Source organism: Cohnella cellulosilytica, from assembly GCF_042431195.1.
GTDB lineage: Bacteria > Bacillota > Bacilli > Paenibacillales > Paenibacillaceae > Cohnella > Cohnella cellulosilytica.
The window spans coordinates 221130-242246 of the sequence record NZ_JBHMDN010000048.1; the positions used below are offsets into that span (position 1 = coordinate 221130).

Here is a 21117-nt window from a genome sequence, read left to right on the forward strand (position 1 = left end):
GAGCGGGCCGGACGATTCGCCGTCGAATCCGCTCCAAACCTATACTTCGCGATCAAAATCGGACGTCCGAAGGAGGACCAATCATGATTCATAAAAACCATATCCAGAAGACGCTGTCCAAGGTTCGCAAGCTGGAGGAGCAGTACGCTCCCCTTATTTTCGAGAAGGTCGGCGAGGTTCCGGTCGTCTATTTCGAGACGGAGGAGCATCTGTACGAGGTTCCGTCCGGAGAGCCGGACTGGGCGCCCGCCAGGGAAGGGCTCGTCTGGGGCAAGCCGTGGGGCTCCGCCTGGTTCAAGGGCGAATTCGTCGTGCCGGAGACGCTGCACGGACAGGCGATCTTCATCCGCGCGAACGCCGACGGCGTGGAAACGTTCTTCTGGGTGAACGGCAAGCCGCAGGGCATCTACACCCATCCGAAGGAAGCCGCCAACCGCGGGAATCACCATACGCTGCTGCTGACTTCTTCGGCGCGGGCGGGGGAGCGGTTCGAGCTCGCTTTCGAGGGCTATGCGGGCCACCCCTGCATCGGCACGCAGCCCTACCAGCACTTTGAATCCAGCGACGGGGGAGCGCTCCGCTTCGAGCGGGTATTCCGCTCGATCGACGTGATGGTTCGCAGAGACGACGTGAAGGATTTCGTCTTCGATCTGAAGACGCTGAACCAGCTTGTCTCGGCGGGACCCGTGGACGCGTTCCGCAAGGGCAGGCTGACGAACGCCCTGCTGGCGGCGTTCGCCGTGCTGGAGCAGTCTCCCGACGAGGTCGGCGAAGACGAGTGGCGTCCGTCGCTCGCCGCGGCGAGCGAGATGATGAGGCCGCTGTTGGCCGAGCGCAACGGCGGCAGAAGTCCGAAAGCCGGCCTGATCGGTCATTCGCATATGGACACGGCCTGGCTGTGGACGCGGGACGAGACGATTCGCAAATGCGCCCGCACGTACGCCAACGCGCTTAGCCTGATGGAGCAGTATCCCGAGTATACGTTCGTGCAGAGCTCGGCCTTCCACGCGGAGCTGATGCGGCGCCATTATCCCGACATTTTCGCAGGTATCAAAAAACGCGTCGCCGAAGGACGGTGGGAGCCGAACGGGGGCGTGTGGATCGAATGCGACTGCAACCTCGTGAACGGGGAATCGCTCGTGCGCCAATTCGTCAAAGGGCAGCGCTATACGAGGGAGCACTTCGGCTACACGTCGGACACGTTCTGGCTGCCGGATACGTTCGGGTACAGCGCCGCCATTCCGCAAATTATGGCCGGGACGGGCATCCGCTATTTTCTGACGACAAAGCTGTCGTGGAACGATACGAACCTGTTTCCTTACGATACGTTCAAATGGCGCGGCCTGGACGGGACCGAGGTGCTGACGCACTTCAACACGATCCATTGCTGGCCGGACGCCGAGACGCTGATCCACCGGGTGTACGAGAGCGGCAACAACGGCATCCAGCACAAGCAGGTCAACGACCGCAGGCTCGTTTCCTACGGGTTCGGCGACGGCGGGGGCGGACCGCAGTACGAGATGCTGGAGATGGCCAGACGCGTTCGCGACCTGGACGGCGTGCCGCAAGCGGAGCATACGACGGTCAGCCGGTTTATGCAGGAGCTGGAAGAGACGTCCGCGAACGCTCCGGTTCACGTCGGAGAGCTGTATTTCGAAGGCCATCGCGGTACGCTTACGCAGATGCACGAGATTAAGCGGAACAACCGCAAGGCGGAAATCGCGCTGCGTGATCTGGAGTTCGTGGAGACGGTTCGTCGGGCGGCCGGGGGGAAGGCGCCTTCGGGACGCACGGGCGAGCTGTACGAGCTGCTGCTGATCAACCAGTTCCACGATATTCTGCCGGGCACGTCGATTCCGGAGGTGCACGACCGGGCCGTGCGCGAGGTCGGGGAAGTAATCGCGGAGGCCGGTCTGCGGGCGGCGGAGCTTCTGGCGGAAGCCGCGTCCGCCGAACCGGGCGCCGTCACCGTCTGGAACACGCTGAGCTGGGACAGGGTCGGCACGGTCGCGCTGGCGGACGGCCCGGGCATCGCTCTCTCCGCATTCGGCGGCGCGGCCGGGGCGAGGACGCAGCGGGTCCGGGACGTCTTCGGCAGCGACAAGCTGCTCGTCGGAGACGTCCGCGTTCCCGCTCTTGGAGCCGCGACGCTTGAGCTGACGGGGGACGAGGCGGGGGAGCGGGCCGCTTCGCCGTTTCGCTTCTCCGGGCGCATGCTGGAGACGCCGTTCGCCAGCGTCGTCTTCGACGAGCACGGATACTTGGCGTCGTTCGTGGACAAAGCCTCGGGCCGTGAGCTGAGAGGGGGCGGCCATCCGCTGAACGCATTCCTGTTCGGGGAGGATTTGCCCGGGGCATGGGACAACTGGGATATCGACCGCGATGTCTTCGGCAAGCTTAAACTGCAGACCGGACTGGAGAGCCGCGCGGTCGCGGCGGACGGCCCGCTGCAGCTGCGCATCCGCAGCGTGTACCGCATCGGCAGGAGGTCGTCGATCCGGCAGGACATCGTCTTCCACGCCGATACGCCGCGGGTGGACTTCGAGACCGAGATCGACTGGCACGAGAAGCATCGCCTGCTGAAGGTCGGCTTCGAGGTCGACGTCCATGCGCCGTCCGCCCGGCACGAGACGCAGTTCGGCTACGTGGAACGGCCGACGCACGCCAACACGCCGTACGATCAAGGCATGTTCGAGGTTTGCGCGCACAAGTGGACCGATCTGTCCGAAACCCGGTTCGGCGTCGCGCTGCTGAACGACGGCAAATACGGCGTTTCCGTCATGGGCTCGGACGCCAGGCTGACGCTTCACAAGGGCGGAACGCATCCCGATCCGCGCGGCGACGAGGGTCTTCACCGGACCGTCTATTCCCTGCTTCCGCACGGCGGCTTCGGCGCGGAAACGGTCATTCGGCCGGCCTATGAATTAAACGTGCCGCTGATCGCCGTGCCCGGAAGGGACGACGGTTCGACCGTCGGCGGGGACTCGTTCGCGAGCGTCGACGCCCCGAACGTCGTCATCGAGACGGTCAAGCCGGCGGAGGACGGGGACGGCTACGTGCTGCGGCTGTATGAGGCGGAGCGTTCCGGCGTGAGGAACGCGGCGCTGCGGTTCGGCAAAGCTCCGTCGCGGATCGTCCGGACGAACTTGCTGGAGGAAGAGATCGCCGACGTTCCGCTGCAGGGAGCCGAAGCCTCCCTTGATTTCCGGGCGTTCGAGATCGTGACACTGAAAGTGTACCCATGAGCGCTCGTCCGAGGGCGTTCGGGCAAGCGGCGTTGGCGTTCGTCCTGGCGGCGGTCGTTCTCGGGGCTCTCGCGGCGCCGGGAACGGCTTTCGCCGAAGATCCGCGGCCGAGCTGGGAGCTGATCGAGCCGAAGTATCCGGCCGCGGATACGTTCGTGGCGGCTTACGACGTGACCGATTACGGCGCGAAAGGGGATGGAGCCGCGGACGAGACGTCCGTCTTCCAGCGGCTGCTGGATTCGATCGGGCGGCTGGGCGGCGGGACGCTGTTCGTGCCGGAGGGCAAATACGCCATTCGCGGGAATCTGTACGTCCCGAAAGGCGTGACGCTTCGCGGAGAATGGAAGAAGCCGGTCAAGGGCGAGCCGGTCCGGGGGACGATTCTGATGGCTTACGCCGGCCGAGGGGACGAGGAAGCGCCGCCGCTGCTGACGCTGGAATCGTCCTCGGCCGTGCGCGACGTGGCGATCTGGTATCCGGAGCAGACGCCGGACGACATCGTTCCGTATCCTCCGGCGATCGTGTTCGGCCGGCCTAACGTCTTCGGCAACGAGTTCAACAACGCGATCAACATTACGCTTGTGAACGCGTATTCGGGAATCGTCTTCTCCCGGGCGAACGGTGGGACGGGGCCGGTCGTCTCGGATGTGTACGGGACGCCGCTCTCCAGGGGCGTCGAGATCGACCATATCGTCGACGTCGGACGGATCGAGCGGATCGATTTCTCTCCCGCTTACTGGGCCGGCTCGGGCCTCGATTCGGCGCCCGCGCCGGGAAGCGCGTACGCGGACTGGATACGCGAGCACGGCACAGGCATCGTCATGCGCAGGAACGATTGGTCGTATACGAGCTTCGTAACGATCGAGGGCTACCGTATCGGCTTTCACGCGGCCCCGTCCGTCGCCAGTCCGGGCGCGGTTCCCAACGGCCATAATTACGGGCTGAACCTGATCGGCTGCCGAACCGGCATTTTCCTCGAGGGCGTGAGCGGGGAGGGTATTATGTTCACGAGGGTCCGCATCGCGGGCGCGGAGACCGGCATCGCGGTCGGACCGGATACGGCAGGGGCCGTTCAGGCTTACGGCGTGGAGATTGAAGCGTCCGGCGACGCCATCGCGGTCGACCCGGCGTCGAAGACGAGGCTGCTGCTCCGGGAAAGCGTCGTGAAGAGCGGGCGAGTCGCGATCGGGGGAGGAACGTTCTCCGCTTCCGACAGCGACTTCGACAACGCCGCTCCCCAGATCGCCGTTGGGGAGGAAGCCCGAAGCCTGCTGACGGGCAATCGCTTCAAGGAGGAAGCGGACATCGACAATCGCTCCAAGTATATCTCGGTCATCGATCACGAGCCGCTTGCCGCGGAGAAGCTGCCCGCCTTTCCGGAGATCGCGGCGGAAACCCGTCTGCCCGCAAGGATGGCGCTGTATGTCGTCACCGACGCTCCGTTCGGGGCCGTCAACGACGGGCGAACGGACGCGACCGCGGCGATCCAGGCGGCGCTGGACCGCGCCGGGGCGGACGGAGGGGGTGTCGTGTTCCTGCCGCCGGGCAAGTACAAGGCGCTCGGCAGGCTGGTCGTCCCGAGCGGCGTGGAGCTGAAGGGCGCGGTCGACAGCCGCACCGTGCCTACCGGCAAGGGCAGCGTCCTGGAGACGTACGCGGGCAGAGGCGAGCCGGATGGGGAGCCGTTCCTGAAGCTGATGTCCGGCTCCGGCGTCCGGGGGATCACGTTTAATTATCCCGAGCAGACGGCCGACCAGCTGTCCGATATCGCGGCTTATCCGTATTTGATTCAGGCGGCCGGAGACGACGTCTACATCGTGAATGTCGCCATGAGGGCCGCCTACAACGGAATCGACCTGTTCACGCACCGGACCGACCGGCACTATCTCGATTTCGTTACCGGCCACGTTTTCCGCTCCGGCGTCAAGGTCGGCGGAGGGGCGCGGGACGGCAAAATCTACAACCTGCAGTTCAACCCGATCAATTACGCCGCGGGGCGCGAATCGAAATTCGGCGGCTGGCCGAACTCGCCCGAAGGGGACAACAAGGCGGTCTACGATTACGGCTACGAAAATCTCGATTTCCTGACGCTGGGACATGCGGAGGGCGAACTGCTGTACAACAACTTCCATTACGGCTCGGCCAGAGGCGTCGTTCTGATCGCCGAGGACGGCCAAGGGCCTTCGGGCGCAAGTCTGGGGCTCGGCGTCGACGGCGCGCAGAAGGCGATGGCGTTCGAAGGAATCGGAAGGGGCGGACTGCCGTTCATCAATTCGCAGATCGTGTCCATCGGCGGCGGAGAGGGGACGCGTTATTTGGAGACGTCGGCTTCGTTCGCGGGGGAGGCGCAGTTTTACGGCGCGGATTTCTGGGGCAGTCCGGCCTACGCGGTCGAGCTGGCCGGCGGTACGCTGGAGCTGCGGCTCGCGCATGCCGGCAATGCCGGGCAGAAGGGCTTCGCCCTGCTGAACGGAGGCGCGCTGCGCCTGGATCAGGCGAGCATCGGCTCGACCCGGGCGCTCGTCAACGCCGACCGCGCGCCGAGCCTGTTCGCGAGGGCTTCGATCACCGACATGGGCGGCGTCAACCTGCGGCAGGCCGGGGAATGGAAGCACAACCTCGGCAACATTCTGATCGGCGCTCCCTCGAAGCCGCAGGAGGCGAGCGCGCCGGCTTCCCCAAGCCGGAGGACCGCTTCGGAGGCGGCTCCGGCAGCTTCCGGAGCGCCGGCGGCGCGGGAAGACGGAGGGGACGGTTCGAACGCGGGCGCGGCGCGGATCGTCGCGATTGTGGTGGCGACGGCGGGCGCAATCGGAGTTATACTGTATTTAGCTGGAGCAAAAAAGAGAAAAGCCGTTTCCCGTTCGGGTTCGGATTAAGAGAGGCTGACGCATATGACCGCCAATCGCGGCAAGTACGATCGGACGATACGGAACGACGATCCGCTGCGGCTTCGCTATTCGCAGCCGGCCTCCGTATGGGAGGAAGCGCTTCCAGTCGGCAACGGACGGCTGGGGGGCATGGTGTTCGGCCGAGCCGGCAGCGAGAGAATCGCGCTAAACGAGGACAGCGTGTGGTATGGAGGGCCGCGCGACCGCAACAATCCGGAAGCGCGGGCGCGCCTGGAGGAAATTCGCGAGCTGCTGAGGCAGGGCAAGCCCCGGGAAGCCGAGGAGCTGGCGATGCTGGCCATGGCGGGCGTGCCGGAATCCCAGCGGCATTACGAGCCGCTGGGAGACCTGCATTTGGACTTTCGGGCCGCGGCATCCGGCATCGGAGACTATTCGCGCGAGCTGAGCTTAAGGGAAGGCGTCGCGACGGTCCGCTACGAATCCGCAGGCGTTCGGTTCCGGCGCGAGATATTCGCCAGTTACCCGGATGACGCGCTGATCGTGCGTTTGACGGCCGACGCTCCCGGCGCTTTGTCGCTGCAAGCGCGGCTGACGCGCGGACCCGGCAACAGGCATTGCGACGAAATCCGCAAGTTGGACGACGCGGCGCTCGTCATGCGCGGCCGAACCGGAGGCGGAGGGCCGCGCTTCCGAACCGTCGTCCGCGCCTCGATCGAAGGAGGAACGCTCGCGATCGTCGGCGAAAGAATGGTCGTGGAGGGGGCGGACGCGGTCACGTTTGTCGTCGCGGCGGCAACGTCGTTCCGGTTCGCGGACCCGGAAGCGGAAGCCGTCCGCGCGGCGCGGGAGGCGTCGGAACGCGGCTTCGCCTCGCTTCGCGAGAGGCATGTCGCGGACGTGAGCGCCTTGATGGATCGAGTGCATCTGCGTCTGCCCTCCTCGCCGGAATGGGAAGCGCTTCCGACGGACGAGAGGCTGCAGCTCGTCCGGGAAGGGCGGGAGGATTGCGGTCTGGCGGCGTTGTACTATCAATTCGGCCGCTATCTGCTGCTGTCGTGCAGCAGGCCGGGCTCGCTGCCCGCCACGCTGCAGGGCATCTGGAACGAGAGCATGCAGCCGCCGTGGGACAGCAAGTACACGATCAACATCAATACGCAGATGAACTATTGGCCGGCGGAGACGGGCAATCTCGCGGAATGCCACGAGCCGCTGTTCGACCTGCTTGAGCGCATGCGGGAGACGGGAAGGGTCACCGCGCGGACGATGTACGGCTGCGGCGGTTTCGTCGCCCACCATAACACCGATCTGTGGGCGGATACCGCGCCGCAAGACCTCTACCGTCCGGCGACGATCTGGCCGATGGGAGCGGCGTGGCTGAGTCTTCATCTGTGGGAGCATTATCTTTTCTCCAGGGATTCTTCGTTTCTGGAGAGTGCCTATCCGACGCTTAAGGAAGCGGCCGAGTTTTTCGTCGGCTTCCTGACGGAAGCGCCGGACGGCACGTTGGTCACGAACCCCTCCGTCTCGCCCGAGAATACGTACGTGCTGCCGAACGGAAATTCCGGGACGATGTGTCTGGGGCCTTCCATGGACAGCCAAATTCTGTACGAGCTGTTTACGGCATGCGCGGCGGCCGCGGAAGCGCTGGAACGGGACGCCGACTTCGCACGCGCGATGCTGCGGCTCAGGGAACGGCTGCCGCAGCCCGCGATCGGCCGGGACGGCGAGCTGCTGGAATGGTTGGACAATTACGAAGAGGCGGAGCCGGGGCACCGCCATATCTCGCATCTGTTCGCGCTGCATCCCGGAACCAGATTCACGATGCGCGGCACGCCGCAATGGACGGCCGCGGCACGAACGACGCTGGAGCGCCGCCTGGCCCACGGAGGCGGGCATACCGGCTGGAGCCGGGCGTGGATCGTGAATATGTGGGCCCGGCTGGAGGACGGCGAGCAGGCTTGGGAGAACGTAAAGATGCTGCTCGGCCATTCCACGCTGCCGAATCTGTTCGACAACCATCCGCCGTTTCAGATCGACGGCAATTTCGGCGGGGCCGCGGGAATGACGGAGATGCTTGCGCAGAGCCACGCGGGAGAGATCCGGCTGCTCCCCGCGCTGCCTGCGGCCTGGGCGGAGGGAGAAGTTACCGGCCTTCGCGCGCGCGGCGGCTGCGAGCTCGACCTGCGCTGGTCCGACGGTCTGCTGGAGGAGGCCGCGATCCGGGCCGGAGCGGACGGACGCTGCGTGCTGAACGCGGGCGTGCCCGTGCGCGTCTTCTGCGAGGGGCGCGAGATCGCCCTGACCGAGTGCGGCGGCGGAGCGGTCGCCTGGGACGCGAGGGCGGGAAGTCAATACGTCGCGTACCGCCAAGGGCCGAACCGTCAAGCCGGAGCTGCCGGTTGAGCGGAGCGCTTTTCGGCTCGCCTTGATCCGCAGGCCGCTTACGGCGCATCGCCTCGCTCGACGACGATTATGACCCGGAGGGAGAATAACGCGTGCCAAATCTCAGCTTTCGTCGTTTGACCATTCTGATGCCGGCCGTTCTGCTGCTCGGCGCGCTTCTCGGAGCCTGCAGCGGAGAAGGGGGACGCCGGGAGGAGCTTCGCGCGGCGGACAGGGAAGAAGTGACGCTGAAGTTTATTTTCGGAGGGGAGAAGAAGGCGGCCACGGACGAAGTGTGGGCCAAAGTCAGCGAGCACGTCAAAGCCAAAGGGCTGAACGTGAAGTTCGATATCCGGTTTATCCCGTTCAAGGAGTTCAAGACGAAGCTCCAGGCGATGGCCGCCGCGGGAGACCGCTGGGACCTGAACTTCGACTCGAACTGGCTGTCCTACAAGGAGATGGCGTCCAGAGGCTCCTACATGGCGCTTAACGAGCTGCTGCCGGAATACGCTCCGGATTTGTACGCCAAATATTTGGAGCAGGGGACGCTGTCCTCGGCCACGCGAAACGGGAGCATCGTCGGTTTGCCGTGGACGATGAAGATGAACGAGCGGCCTTACGTCGGATGGCGCTCGGACCTGGCCGAAGCGGCGGGCATTCGCCGCGAGCCGAACGAGGTCAGGACGGTCGAGGACCTCGACGCGCTGCTGCACGAATTGAAAAGAGCCTACCCGAACGCCAACGTGACCCGGACGCCGCCTCTGGCTCTGTACCTGGTGCGCGAGGAATGGGTCGACCTGGCTTTTCACGGCTTGGGCTTCTACCTGGACGATCCGCAGCTTACCGTTCAGGCGATCGAGCAGCAGCCCTTCTACGCCGAATCGGCCCGGATGAGCAAACAGTGGAAGGACGCCAAAATATTAAGTCTGGACGCTCCGATGGACGCCGAGAACGGGGCGGACCTGTGGCGCAACGGCAAGATGCTGTCCACGGTCACCTCGCACGAATGGGCCTATGCCGACCCGGGCTTCGTCGATCCCTCGTTCCGCCAGCAGATGTCGCTGCTGTACCCCGACAAGCGATACTCCAATCGCACGGCTCTCGCCAACGTGCTGGCGATCAACCGCAATTCCGACAACCCCGAGCTTGTCCTGAGATTTCTGGACATGCTGGAGACCGACCGCAAGCTGTACGATCTCGTGCAATACGGCATAGAAGGCAAGACGTACGTGCTGAACGGAGAAAGCGCGCAATTTCCGGAAGGGATGCAGTACACGACGAGCAATTATCTGGAATGGGAGAGCGGCTGGGCGTTCTGGAAGCCGCAGTTTCTGCGGCCGACGCCGGTCTACCCGGAAGGCTTCTGGGTCAGGGAGGCGGAATTCGCCAGCCTGCCGATCAATATCAAGTCGCCGGTGGACGGTCTGTTCATCTCCGACGATAACATCAAAGACGAGCTCGCCGCGAGGGATCAGCTGGCCAACGACGTCGGCAAGCCGATCGAATTCGGCAAAGCGGCCGATCCCGAAGCCGAAGCGGAGCGCTACGCCCGCTTGCAGCGGGAGGAGGGCATGCTCGACGTCATCGTCGCGGAGGTCCAGCGCCAGATCGACGAGCATATCGGCGGCGGCTGAACGGCTTTCCGTCCGACCCGCGATCGCTCGTCTAAAGAAGGGGCCTCGAATCTTCCGTTATGCGGGCGGAAGAGGGGGCCCTTCTTTTCGCAGGCCGGCCCTTAAACAAACCGAGTTCATTTGTGTTATAAATCATACAAATATCGCGAATTTATCGGTCGATGCGTCCAATTTGGGTGTTTTATCATACAAAATACGGCTTTGGAAGGGTCGGAGTAATAAATTTGTGTGATAGATCGTACAAAGTGACTCCGAGTAGACGAAAAAGGAATGCGTTATGTACGAAATTTCATCTCAGGGTGCCTGTCTTCATGAAACCTTCATCTAACGTTCATCTTTCCTTCATGACGTCTCCCCGGCGAGGTGCTATTCTTTAAGTCATACTAGGAAACTTATAAGGAAGTGAACGAGCAAGATGAGCGCTTATCAAACGATTATTATCGGCACCGGCCCAGCCGGGTTAACCGCCGCGATCTACCTGGCCCGGGCCAACCTGAATCCCCTCGTGATCGAAGGCCCCGAGCCGGGCGGACAGTTGACGACGACAACGGAAGTGGAGAATTTCCCCGGATTTCCGGAAGGCATCATGGGTCCGGAGCTGATGGACAACATGCGCAAGCAGGCCGAGCGGTTCGGCGCGCAATTCCGTTCGGGTTGGGTGAACAGCGTGGACATGTCGGAGCGTCCGTTCAAGCTGGCCGTAGAAGGCTTGGGCGAGCTGACGGCGGAGTCGCTGATTATTTCCACCGGAGCGTCCGCCAAATACTTGGGCATTCCGGGCGAGAAGGAGAGCGTCGGACGAGGCGTCAGCACGTGCGCGACCTGCGACGGCTTTTTCTTCCGCGGCAAGAAAATCATCGTCGTGGGCGGCGGCGATTCCGCGATGGAAGAGGCGCATTTCCTGACGAAGTTCGCGTCGGAGGTCGTTCTGGTCCACCGCCGCGGCGAGCTGAGAGCGTCGAAGATTATGCAGGACCGCGCCCGCGGCAATCCGAAAATCAGCTGGAGCCTGAACCGCACGCCGCTGGAGGTCGAGAGCGGTCCTCTGGGCGTCACCGGGCTGAAGGTGAGAAACAACGAGACCGGCGAAGAGGAGACGATCGCCACCGACGGCTTGTTCGTCGCCATCGGCCATACGCCGAACACGAGGTTTCTCGGCGGCCAGTTGGAGACGGACGAAACCGGCTATCTGATCGTTAAGCCGGGCTCGACCGAGACGAACGTTCCCGGCGTATTCGCCTGCGGCGACGTGCAGGACAACAAATATCGCCAGGCGATCAGCGCCGCGGGCACCGGATGCATGGCCGCGCTCGATTGCGAACGGTTTTTGGAAAACGCGGAAGAAGCATTGGGCGTCTAGAAGATCCCTCGACACGGGGCTCCGGCGGCAGAAGGGCTTGCGCATTCGAACGCAGCCCTATGCTCCCGGAGCCTCGTCCTGCTTGATCAGCCACAGCACAAGCTGCAGCGTCAGAGCGTGCCGGAAAATTTGCGGATTGCAGCCGGTGGCCAGCTTGATCTGCTCCAGCCGATAGATCATCGTATTGCGGTGAATGCCCAGACGGCTCGCCGCCGCGGCAACATTTAACCCGCATCGGAAAAAGCAATCGAGCGTCTCTCCCGTCTTCGGCGGCAAATGAGGACGATAGGCCTCGATCATCTTGCGTTTGGACGCGGGGGAAATCTCAGCGATGACCGCTTCCCATGCCCGATCCTCGTAATAGGCGATGCCGCCTTCCCCGGTCGAATTCAGCTTTAATACCGCCTTGCTTTCTCTGCAGCTGTCCGGAACAAGCCGCAAGTCGTCCACGCTGTCGCCGACGCCGACGAGCAAAGCTTGATGCACGGACCGCCCGATTTTCGGCAGACCCTCCACCATACTCTTGACGCGATCCGGCTCCCGATTGGCAAACAGAATGATCCATTCGCCGTCCTGCCGCTGGCTGACAAGCGCTTCGCCGGCCAAATAACGGGAGAGCAATTGCAGCAGCCGCGCAGCGGATTCTCCGTCCCGGACCGGATGGACGGTCTGAACGGTCGCCGCCTGATAGGGCGGGTGCAGCGCAAAGGAGACCGGGCGCAACCGCCCGTTCAGCTCGGTCCGATTAGCCTTTGCCGCCGTTTCCCCCTCAACCAACTCGTCCACAACCCGATCCACGACAAACTGCTTCCAATTGCGCTGCCGCTCCAGCTGCTGCTGCCTGAGCATCAGCTCGGCCGTCATTTTGACCAACTCTCCGAACGGCTTTACGTCGTCCGGCCGGCCGGTGATGCCGACAGCGCCTACGGCAAAGCCGTCGTAGCAGATCGGGAGGTTGACGCCCGCCAGCGCGCCTTTCCATCTCGCCTGAACGCCTTCTTCGATCTCGTACGCTTTATTTTTTCTCACGGCCTCCCGGGCCGCTTCGTGAACTTGTCCGATCCGGCTCGAATCCCCGCTGGCGAGCACGACGCCCTCCGCATCGAAAATATTGATATTCCGGTTCAGCCGCTCCATCGTCTCGCGGACGATCATTTCCGCCAATTCTTTGGTCAGCATCGGTTATGCTCCTCTTCGGGAATGTCCTATATACATATTAAACAAAATAAAGCCATGAATTCACTAATAATTTGGTTGTTTTGCTTAATGATGCACAGGATAGGGCTGGAGTATGATGAAGATAGAAGAAAAGCGGAGGTGAGAGGTCATTCAATTTTTACTGGCTCCGGATTCCTACAAGGGGACGCTGACTGCCGCGCAAGTATGCGAGATCATGCGTCGAGCGATTTTGACGAAACTGCCCGAAGCGGTCATCGACGCGATTCCGATGGCGGACGGAGGAGAAGGGACAATCGAGGCGATTGTCGCCTCTTCGAACGGAAAGGTGATCGAGCTGGACGCGACCGGTCCGCTCGGCGCGCCGGTACGTTCGCGCTACGGCGCCATTCAGTACGAAGGCGAGCGCTGCGCGGTTCTCGAGGCGGCCTCCCTGTTCGGGCTGCCGATGGTGGAGCAGGAGAAGCGCAATCCGCTGCGCACGACTTCCAGAGGGCTCGGAGACGCCATTCGCGCGGCGCTTGATCTTGGCTTCAGGAGATTCATTATCGGGCTGGGCGGAAGCGCGACGAACGACGGCGGAATCGGCCTGCTTGCCGCGTTGGGCGTGCGCTTCTACAATGGCGGCGGCGAAGAGCTGTACGGATTCGGCGAGGATTTGTCCGAATTGGAGCGTATCGATTGGACGGGCCTGGACGAGCGGATCGGCTCCTGCGCATTTACGATCGCCTCCGACGTCGACAACCCGCTGCTCGGACGCCAGGGGGCGACCTATGTATATGGGCCGCAGAAGGGCGCAACCGCCGCAATGCTCGAGCGGCTGGAGGCGGCGATGTCGGCGTATGCCGACGTCATGAAGAAGACGACCGGCATCGATCTGGGCGGAACGCCCGGCGCCGGCGCGGCTGGAGGCCTCGGCTTCGCGCTGCTTCATCTCGGCGGCAGGATCGTGCCGGGCGCTCGGGTCGTCGAGGAGACAAGCGGTCTGAAGGCGAGAATCGAGCGCGCCGACTGGGTCGTGACGGGCGAAGGCTGCAGCGACGGCCAGACGCTGCGCGGCAAGGCCCCGTTCCATATTGCCCGCTTGGCCGAAGCGGCGGGCAAACCGGCGCTCCTCGTCTCGGGAAGCCTCGGGCGAGGCTGGGAGCAATTGCTGCCGCATTACGCGGGCTGCTTCTCCACCGTCACCTATCCGGCCGGGCTGGACGAAGTTTTGCGGGATGCGGAGCAAAATTTGTATACTGCCGTGCGCAATGCGGCAAGCTTGATCGGAAGGCTGTAAAAAATAATCGCTCGTTTTGTCACAAAACGCGACCCTCGTTCGACTTAGGGAGGAATACCAAGACGATGGAGGCGGAGCGAAGTGACAAAATACGATACGGTCATTATCGGCGGCGGCGTGGCGGGACTGGTAACGGCGATCGAGATCGCCAAGGCGGGGCGGTCGGCGCTCGTGCTGGAGAAGGCCGACAAGCCCGGAGGCCGGGCGATGACGGTGAGAAAAGGCGGAGCCCTGTTTAACCTGGGCGGACACGCGCTGTATATTGGAGGAGAGGCGGATCGGCTGTTCGGCCGGTACGGGCTGCATCTGGAAGGAAACAAGCCGGGCACGAAGGGGCTGGCCATATGGAACGGCGCGTTGGCGCCGCTTCCGGGCGATCCGAAGTCGCTGCTGGGCTCCAAACTGCTGGGGTGGTCGGGGAAGGCGAAGCTGGTGTCGGCGATGATGAAAATGATCAAGGCCGATCCCGCGCCGCTGGCGCATGTCAGCCTGCGGCAGTGGGCGGAGGCCGAGATCGGCGACCCGATGGTCCGCCATATTTTCTACGCCCTGTGCCGGACGGCGACGTATACGCAGGAGCCCGACCTCCAGTGCGCCGGCCCGGTGCTGAAGCAGGTTCAGCGCTCGCTGAAGACGGGAGTCCGCTATCTGGACGGGGGCTGGCAGACGATCGTCGACCGGCTTCGCGACAAAGCGCTGGCCGTCGGCGCGGGCATTCGCACGGGAGCGTCCGTCAAGGAAATTCTGCATGCGGACGGAGCGGTCCAAGGCGTGCTGTGCGCCGACGGGACAACGATTCCGGCGAGCGCCGTCGTCAGCACCGCTTCTCCGGCGGCGACATGCGCGCTGGCCGGAGGCGAAGACATCGCCACGCTGCGAAGATGGAAGGACGAAGCCCGTCCGGCGATGGCGGCTTGCCTGGATTTGGCTTTGCGCAAGCTGCCCGTGGCGGATCGTCATTTGGCCATCGGCTTGGATCAGCCGATATTCTTCACCGATCATTCGCGTGCCGCGCGGCTCAGCGACGACGGCTCGATCGTCGTCCATCTGATCAAGTACAACGGTTCCGGCCAGCGGGGGACGAAGGAGGACGAGCGGCTGCTCGAGCGGACGATGAGCCTGCTGCATCCCGGCTGGGAGCGGGAAGTCGTCGAGCGGCAGTATCTGCCAAGCATGGCCGTCGTTCACGATTACCCGCACATGGGCCGGACTGCCGCGGTCGGACCGGAGGTGCCGGAAATCCGGGGCATGTTCGTGGCCGGGGATTGGGCGGGGCATGACGAGCTGCTTGTCGACGCCGCGGTCGCCAGCGCGCTGCGGGCGGCGAAGCTGGCCGTGAACGGAAGCGGAGGCGGGTACACCGCGGAAGCGATGGCGCAATGAAGGATGGAGGTGCCGGCGTGGACAACGCTCGGGAGGGCAGGGACGAACCGGATATCGAAGCGTACAGGCCGCTGCTGTTCGCCATCGCCTATCGGATGCTGGGCAGCGTGATGGACGCGGAGGATATCGTGCAGGAGGCATTCCTGTCCTGGAACGAGAGGGAGCAGAGCGGAATTCATCATCCGAAAGCCTATCTGTGCAAAATAGTTACGAACCGGTGCGTGGACCGGATACGCGGAGCGGTCAGGGAGAGGGAAGCTTATGTCGGCCCGTGGCTGCCCGTCCCGCTGTTGACGGAAGATACGCGGGACAACGACCCCGGCGCCGCGTATTTGCGCAAGGAATCGTTGTCTACGGCGTATCTGCTGCTGCTCCAGCAGCTGAGCTGGTCGGAGAGAGCGGTATTCGTGCTCCGGGAGGCGCTCGGCTACGAGTACGACGAGATCGCCGAGATCGTCGGCAAGAGCAGCGTCAATTGCCGGCAAATTTACCGCAGGGCGCGCAAAGCCGTATCGGGCCTGGAGACGTCCGCGGAAGTGCCGATTCCCAAATCGGAAAAGCTCCGGCAGACGGTAGACGAATTCGTCGCCGCGTTGACGGGAGGCCACCCCGGCAAGCTGATCGGTCTGCTGAAGGCGGACGCGAACCTGTATTCCGACGGCGGCGGCAAGGCGACGGCGGCGACCCGGCCGATTCTGGGCGCGGAGCGCGTGGCGTCGTTCTTGTTCGGCGTGCTGGCCAAATTCCCGTCCGACTTCTCTTATCGGGTTGCGGACGTTAACGGCCAGCCGGGCATCGTCACCTATTTCGGAGACGTTCCTTCCAGCGTCGTCACGCTCCGGATCGAAGCCGGCGTCGTTGCGGCCGTGTATATCGTCGTCAATCCGGATAAGCTCGGCCATTTGCCCGCGCGGCATTAAAACGAAAGGACCGCTTGCCGCCGAACGGGGTCGGGGAAGCGGTCCTTGTCCTTGTCTATACGCGGTTACAAGTCGGCCAGACGATAACCGGCGCCTCTAACGGTGGCGATATAAGCCGGCTGCTTCGGATCGTCGTCCAGCTTGCTGCGCAGGCTGCGAATATGCACGTCGATCGCGTTGCTTCCTCCGAAATACGCCTCGCCCCACACCACGTTCATCAGCTCCTGACGGGTCATCACCTTGCCGCCGGCGGCGAGAATCGCCCGGAGAAGGTCGTATTCGGTCTTCGTCAGATCGACGCGCGCGCCTCCGCGCGTAACGGTCATGCGGTCGGGATCGAGCACGATATCCTTGAACGACAGCAGCCGCACGGGCTCCGGCGATACGGCGAGCCTCGCCGACAGCTGCTGGATCTTGGCGACGACCTCTTCGATCGGTCCCGGCCAGAGAACCGATTCCTCCCCGGGTTTCGCGGCCGAAAGCTCGTTCACGAGCGCCAGCACCGGGGACGAGCCGCCGGACGACCAGGCGGCCGGCGAGAGATGTTCGACGGTGCGGTCGATCACGATCATATTGCCTTGAACCATGTCGAGCAGCGGATCGTCCGCATGGTGCAGGAGCAGGACGTCGTAGCATCTTCTGGCGAGCTCGGCGACAAGCGCCCGCAGCGCGGCGGGACGGGGGCTGACGATCAGGATCCGGTCCGTAATCTCGCAATAATCCCCTTCGAGAGACACCCCTTCGGCCGCCAGGCTGTCGGCCAGGACGGCATTTTCCGTCAATGGGCGGATTTGTTCGCGTTGCTGCATGATCGGCACACTCCCTTGAAGACGTACTGCTCGTTTGTGATTTTGTAGCCCGTCTCGTCCGAAATTTGTTCCAGCCATTCCGGCGGCGTCGGGACGAACACCTCGTCCACTTTACCGCATTCCGTGCAGACGATATGCTGATGCTCCTCGGTGCGGGCGTCGTACCGGCACGCATCCCCTTCGAGCTTCAGCTCCTGAATGAGACCTTCGTCCGTCAAATATTTTAACGTGTTGTACACGGTCGCGTACGCGAAGCTGTGTCCGCCGGCCTTTAACCTCTCGATAATGTCCGATGCCGTAGGATGATCGTCGGACGCGGTCAGCAGATCGTAGATCGTTCTCCGTTGCACGGTCATCGCCCCCGCCTTCCTCATCGTTTTCATCCCCTTGTTTATTATTTAGAATTAGTTTAAGTTTAACGAAAATACAGAGCGGTGTCAACAAGGCGGAAAGGGCCGTCCCCAATACGATGCATGAATCGGTCGGCATGAGGAATCCCTCGGCCGCGATCTTCCTCCATCACCTGCGGAGAGCGCGGAGAAGCCTGTTTTTTAAACAAAAACCTCGGAAAATCGATCGCTGGTTTTGCGGGGTTTCCTTTATAGTGAAAGAATATAAAGACAGACTGCGCGCACACGGTTCGCACGGACTGTCGCTAAACGAACAACTTATTGCGATGCGGGGGCGGGGAGAGGTTATGCGAACTTTGTTGCGATCCTTTCGGCATATGAAAATCAGAAACAAGCTGTCGGTGCTTATCGCGGGCATTATCGCGGTCACGTTCGCGTTTACGTTCCTCGTGCAGCAGTACGCGTTCTCGATCTACGACCGGCAGCTGTACGACAAGTCGTCGCAGGTGCTGAACCTGTCCTCCGCCGCGATCGAGACGAAGCTGGCGCGCATCGAGCAGATGTCCTACGACGTTATCGCGGACATTCAGCTTCAGAGCCAATTGCTGGCGATCAAAAATACGGAGTCGGAATACGATCTGCACATTATGCGGCAGAGGGTGATCGATCGCCTGCTGACGTATGCGGGTTCCGAACCGTCCATCTATTCGATTCAACTGTTCGACTCCCGCGGCGCCGAGCACGGCGCGGGGAACGTCGCCCGCGTCGAGCCCGCGAAGATCGAGCGCATCCAGCGGACGACCCGCGAGGCGGAGGGAGATATGCGCTGGTTTTTCCCGGACGCGACCGACCCGGCGCTCGTCTCCGCGCGCGAGATTCGTTCGTTCAGCGATACGAACTTCGATCTGGAATTTCTCGGGACGCTGCTCATTCGGGTCAACATCGGCAAGATCGCCCAGCAGTTCTCCGCCAGCGAAGGAGATTTGATTCTGTTCGCGGGAGAAGAAATCATCTATCCGCGGGAGCCGTTGTTCAGCCCGCGGGAGGCGCTGGGCTCCATCCGCTCCTCCAAAGGCTATTTTACGCGCAAGCTCGCGGATCACACGTACTTTATTTCCTATTCGCGTTCGGCCGGGACGGGCTGGACGTATTTGAACATTACGCCGTTTAACCAGATTTTCGAGCGCGTCATTTTCATCAAAGAGTTGGTCGTCATCGTCTTCGTTGCCATCTTCGCGCTGATGATCCCGCTCGGCATCCGTTTCTCGCGCAGCCTGACCCGCCCTATCGACAATCTGATCGCGCGCATGAAGCTGGCCGAGAAAGGCAACTTTGCCGAAGCGCACCTGCCGTCGGCCGACGACTCGCCGATGTCGATGGACGAGATGGGGCTGCTGCATCGCACGTTCCGTCTGATGGTCGAACGGATCAATACGCTCATTACCGAGAATTACGCCCACCGGCTGCTGATCAAGGAGACGGAGTTCAAAGCGCTGCAAGCGCAGATCAATCCGCACTTTCTGTATAACACGCTGGAGTCGATCAACTGGATCGCAAAGGTGAACAAGCAGGCGCAAATTTCGAGCATGGTGGAATCTTTGGCGTTCTTGCTGCGCAACTCCATCAGCATGAAGGAGGAAATCCTGACGCTCGGGGAGGAGCTTGAGGGGGTGGAAAGCTATGTCACGATTCAGAGATTCCGCTTCGACGATCGTCTCATCTTCGAACTGAACGTGCCGGAGGATCTGCTCGGCCAGCGGCTGCCGAAGCTGACGCTGCAGCCGCTGCTGGAAAACGCCATTCATTACGCGTTGGAGCCGGCGATCGGGCAGAGCCGGATCGTCGTTCGTGCGGAGCCGGCGGACGACGAACTGCTCGTCTTCGTGGAGGACGACGGGCCGGGGATGCCCGCGGATACGCTGGAGCGGCTCCGCAGCGGCGAGCTGCGGCCCAGGGGCAAAGGCATCGGACTGCTGAACATCGACAAGAGAATCAAGCTGGCGTTCGGGGACCGGTACGGCTTGCGAATCGAGAGCGAGCCGGGGCGGGGGACCCGCGTCATCGTGGCGCTGCCGCGCGAAAAGGAGGAATAGCGATGTACAAGGTGCTGCTCGTCGACGACGAGAAAATCATTCTTGACGGCATTTCGCAAATTATCGATTGGGCGTCTCTGGGCACCGAGCTGGCCGGCACCTCGCCCAACGGAGTCGATGCTTACGAGCGCATCCGGGAGCTGGCTCCGGATATCGTCGTCAGCGACATACGAATGCCCGGGATGGACGGGTTGGAGCTGGTCGCCGCCGTTTACCGGGACTTTCCCGGCGTTCGCTTCGTGCTGCTGTCCGGCTTCGGGGAATTCGACTATGCGAGCAAGGCGATGCAGTACGGGGTGAAGCATTATTTGCTGAAGCCGACCAACGAGCGTAAGATCGCCGAGGTGCTGACGGAGATCGTCGACGAGCTGGAGGCGGACAAACGCCGCGAGCGGTTTGTCGGCGACATGAAGCAGGAGCTGTCCAAGGTGATGCCCCACGTCAAAGAGCAAGTGCTCAAAGAGTTCGTGACGAACAAAACGTACGGCAGCCGGGAATGGGAGTACTACCGGAAGCTGTTTCGATTCGAGATTGAGCGGCCCGTCCGCTTGCTGTTGTTCCAGGCGGAAGGCCCAAACGTGGAGTTCGAGCACCTGTTCGCGATGAAGAACATCGCCGAGGACCTGCTGGATGCGACGCTGCTCGGCACGACGATCGGGGATCACGCGCTCGTTCTGATCGAAGACGCGCTTCCGCCCGAAGAGCTGATCGCGAAGCTGGAACAGATCCGGGGCATTTTCCGAAGCTATTATAAGTTGGACGCCACGATCGCGCTCAGCGAGCCGGATCGGATTACGCGGGCCAGAAGCTTGTATCGGGAGACGCTGCGTTCCTTGAATTACCGGTTCTATCTTGGAGAAGGCGGCGTGATTACGAGCAAGGATACGGGGGAGCCGGAGCGGGACGGGCTGGACGCATTCGCGTTCGAAACCGAACGGCTGACGATGCCGGTGCAGTCCGGACGCCGGGAGGAAGCGGAGCAGGCCTTGAGCGAGCTGATCCGGGAGCTGAAGCAGGCTCAGGCCGATATCGACATGAGCAAATCCTATGTCATTCAGCAATTCGTCGCCCTCATTCGGCTGGGCGATCCGCAGCGGATGGACCGGTATTACCGCCAGCTGGCCGAGCTGGCCGGAATGAACACGCTGCAGGCGATGCAGGCGGCGCTGGAGGAGACGGTGCGCGAGCTGGCGCAGTTCCACTACGAGCGCAACGTCGTCAAGATTACGTCCATCGTGCGCAAAATGATCGACATCGTCGACGAACGGCTCGGCAATTCCGACTTGTCGCTGAATCAGGTGGCGGGCGAGATGCTGTATATGAACGCGGACTATCTCGGCAAGCTGTTCAAGAAGGAGACCGGAGAGAAGTTTTCCAACTACGTCGTCAGGACGCGGGTGAAGAAAGCGACGGAGCTGTGGGCCGCCAATCCCGAAATCAAAATATTCGAAATGGCGGAAATGCTCGGCTTCGGAGACAATCCCCAATATTTCAGCCAAGTGTTCAAGAAGCAGATGGGCTGCACGCCTTCGGAATATGCCAAGCAGGCCGACAACTCTGCTTTTTGAACAAACGGCACGGTTTTTTGGATTACGATTTGGGTCCGCCCCCATGATAATAAGAAATGTAAG

Annotated in this window: 13 protein-coding genes; 10 read left to right on the top strand and 3 right to left on the bottom strand. The window is 62.5% G+C overall.

The features are described 5' to 3' along the window. Positions 1 to 83 precede the first annotated feature (83 nt). The 5 genes from ACFFT4_RS27980 to trxB all read left to right on the top strand — a co-directional run bounded on the left by ACFFT4_RS27980 (position 84) and on the right by trxB (position 11473). Positions 84 to 3245, top strand: a complete 3162-nt coding sequence (locus tag ACFFT4_RS27980; protein ID WP_378052366.1) for an alpha-mannosidase — start codon at positions 84 to 86, stop codon at positions 3243 to 3245. Beyond that, positions 3242 to 6124, top strand: coding sequence for a glycosyl hydrolase family 28-related protein (locus ACFFT4_RS27985; RefSeq protein WP_378052367.1), 2883 nt, complete (start codon positions 3242 to 3244; stop codon positions 6122 to 6124). Before ACFFT4_RS27980 ends, ACFFT4_RS27985 begins: the two co-directional genes overlap by 4 nt. 15 nt (positions 6125 to 6139) lie before the next feature. Then, positions 6140 to 8500, top strand: coding sequence for a glycoside hydrolase family 95 protein (locus tag ACFFT4_RS27990; protein WP_378052368.1), 2361 nt, complete (start codon positions 6140 to 6142; stop codon positions 8498 to 8500). Between the two features lie 92 nt (positions 8501 to 8592). After that, a complete protein-coding gene (locus ACFFT4_RS27995) occupies positions 8593 to 10113 on the top strand; it encodes an extracellular solute-binding protein (RefSeq protein ID WP_378052369.1) in 1521 nt (506 codons plus the stop codon). 415 nt (positions 10114 to 10528) lie between these two features. After that, positions 10529 to 11473 carry a thioredoxin-disulfide reductase gene (gene trxB, locus ACFFT4_RS28000; protein WP_378052371.1) on the top strand — a complete coding sequence of 315 codons (945 nt, stop codon included), beginning with the start codon at positions 10529 to 10531 and terminating at the stop codon, positions 11471 to 11473. A 57-nt stretch (positions 11474 to 11530) separates the two neighbouring features. Here the strand turns inward: trxB and ACFFT4_RS28005 are convergent, their stop codons facing one another. Further along, positions 11531 to 12652, bottom strand: a complete 1122-nt coding sequence (locus ACFFT4_RS28005; RefSeq protein WP_378052372.1) for a CdaR family transcriptional regulator — start codon at positions 12650 to 12652, stop codon at positions 11531 to 11533. A 160-nt stretch (positions 12653 to 12812) separates the two neighbouring features. Between ACFFT4_RS28005 and ACFFT4_RS28010 the strand changes: the two genes are divergently transcribed. The 3 genes from ACFFT4_RS28010 (at position 12813) to ACFFT4_RS28020 (ending at position 16234) form a co-directional block, all read left to right on the top strand. Continuing rightward, a complete protein-coding gene (locus ACFFT4_RS28010) occupies positions 12813 to 13931 on the top strand; it encodes a glycerate kinase family protein (protein ID WP_378052410.1) in 1119 nt (372 codons plus the stop codon). Between the two features lie 81 nt (positions 13932 to 14012). Beyond that, positions 14013 to 15314, top strand: a complete 1302-nt coding sequence (locus tag ACFFT4_RS28015; RefSeq protein WP_378052374.1) for a phytoene desaturase family protein — start codon at positions 14013 to 14015, stop codon at positions 15312 to 15314. Between the two features lie 17 nt (positions 15315 to 15331). Continuing rightward, the gene (locus ACFFT4_RS28020; RefSeq protein ID WP_378052376.1) at positions 15332 to 16234 is read left to right on the top strand and encodes an RNA polymerase sigma-70 factor; all 903 of its coding nucleotides are present in this window, start codon (positions 15332 to 15334) and stop codon (positions 16232 to 16234) included. A 65-nt stretch (positions 16235 to 16299) separates the two neighbouring features. On the opposite strand, the gene ACFFT4_RS28025 is transcribed toward ACFFT4_RS28020, so the two are convergent. Together ACFFT4_RS28025 and ACFFT4_RS28030 are read right to left on the bottom strand one after the other, a co-directional pair. Continuing rightward, positions 16300 to 17043 (bottom strand): winged helix-turn-helix transcriptional regulator, encoded by a 744-nt coding sequence (locus tag ACFFT4_RS28025; RefSeq protein WP_378052377.1) that lies wholly within the window; start codon positions 17041 to 17043, stop codon positions 16300 to 16302. After that, on the bottom strand, positions 17013 to 17399 hold the full coding sequence (locus tag ACFFT4_RS28030) for a Fur family transcriptional regulator (RefSeq protein WP_378052379.1): 387 nt from the start codon (positions 17397 to 17399) through the stop codon (positions 17013 to 17015). Before ACFFT4_RS28030 ends, ACFFT4_RS28025 begins: the two co-directional genes overlap by 31 nt. A 371-nt stretch (positions 17400 to 17770) precedes the next feature. On the opposite strand from ACFFT4_RS28030, the gene ACFFT4_RS28035 reads away from it, so the two are divergent. Further along, positions 17771 to 19486, top strand: a complete 1716-nt coding sequence (locus ACFFT4_RS28035) for a cache domain-containing sensor histidine kinase (protein WP_378052380.1) — start codon at positions 17771 to 17773, stop codon at positions 19484 to 19486. Positions 19487 to 19488: 2 nt separating this feature from the next. Next, complete coding sequence (locus ACFFT4_RS28040; RefSeq protein WP_378052381.1) at positions 19489 to 21054, top strand: response regulator transcription factor; 1566 nt, start codon at positions 19489 to 19491, stop codon at positions 21052 to 21054. The last annotated feature ends 63 nt before the right edge of the window (positions 21055 to 21117 follow it).

Coding starts and splice junctions, on each gene's coding strand:
- ACFFT4_RS27980 (WP_378052366.1), top strand. CDS start 84: ATGATTCATAAAAACCATATCCAGAAGACGCTGTCCAAGGTTCGCAAG.
- ACFFT4_RS27985 (WP_378052367.1), top strand. CDS start 3,242: ATGAGCGCTCGTCCGAGGGCGTTCGGGCAAGCGGCGTTGGCGTTCGTC.
- ACFFT4_RS27990 (WP_378052368.1), top strand. CDS start 6,140: ATGACCGCCAATCGCGGCAAGTACGATCGGACGATACGGAACGACGAT.
- trxB (WP_378052371.1), top strand. CDS start 10,529: ATGAGCGCTTATCAAACGATTATTATCGGCACCGGCCCAGCCGGGTTA.
- ACFFT4_RS28005 (WP_378052372.1), bottom strand. CDS start 12,652: ATGCTGACCAAAGAATTGGCGGAAATGATCGTCCGCGAGACGATGGAG.
- ACFFT4_RS28025 (WP_378052377.1), bottom strand. CDS start 17,043: ATGCAGCAACGCGAACAAATCCGCCCATTGACGGAAAATGCCGTCCTG.
- ACFFT4_RS28030 (WP_378052379.1), bottom strand. CDS start 17,399: ATGACCGTGCAACGGAGAACGATCTACGATCTGCTGACCGCGTCCGAC.
- ACFFT4_RS28035 (WP_378052380.1), top strand. CDS start 17,771: ATGAAAATCAGAAACAAGCTGTCGGTGCTTATCGCGGGCATTATCGCG.
- ACFFT4_RS28040 (WP_378052381.1), top strand. CDS start 19,489: ATGTACAAGGTGCTGCTCGTCGACGACGAGAAAATCATTCTTGACGGC.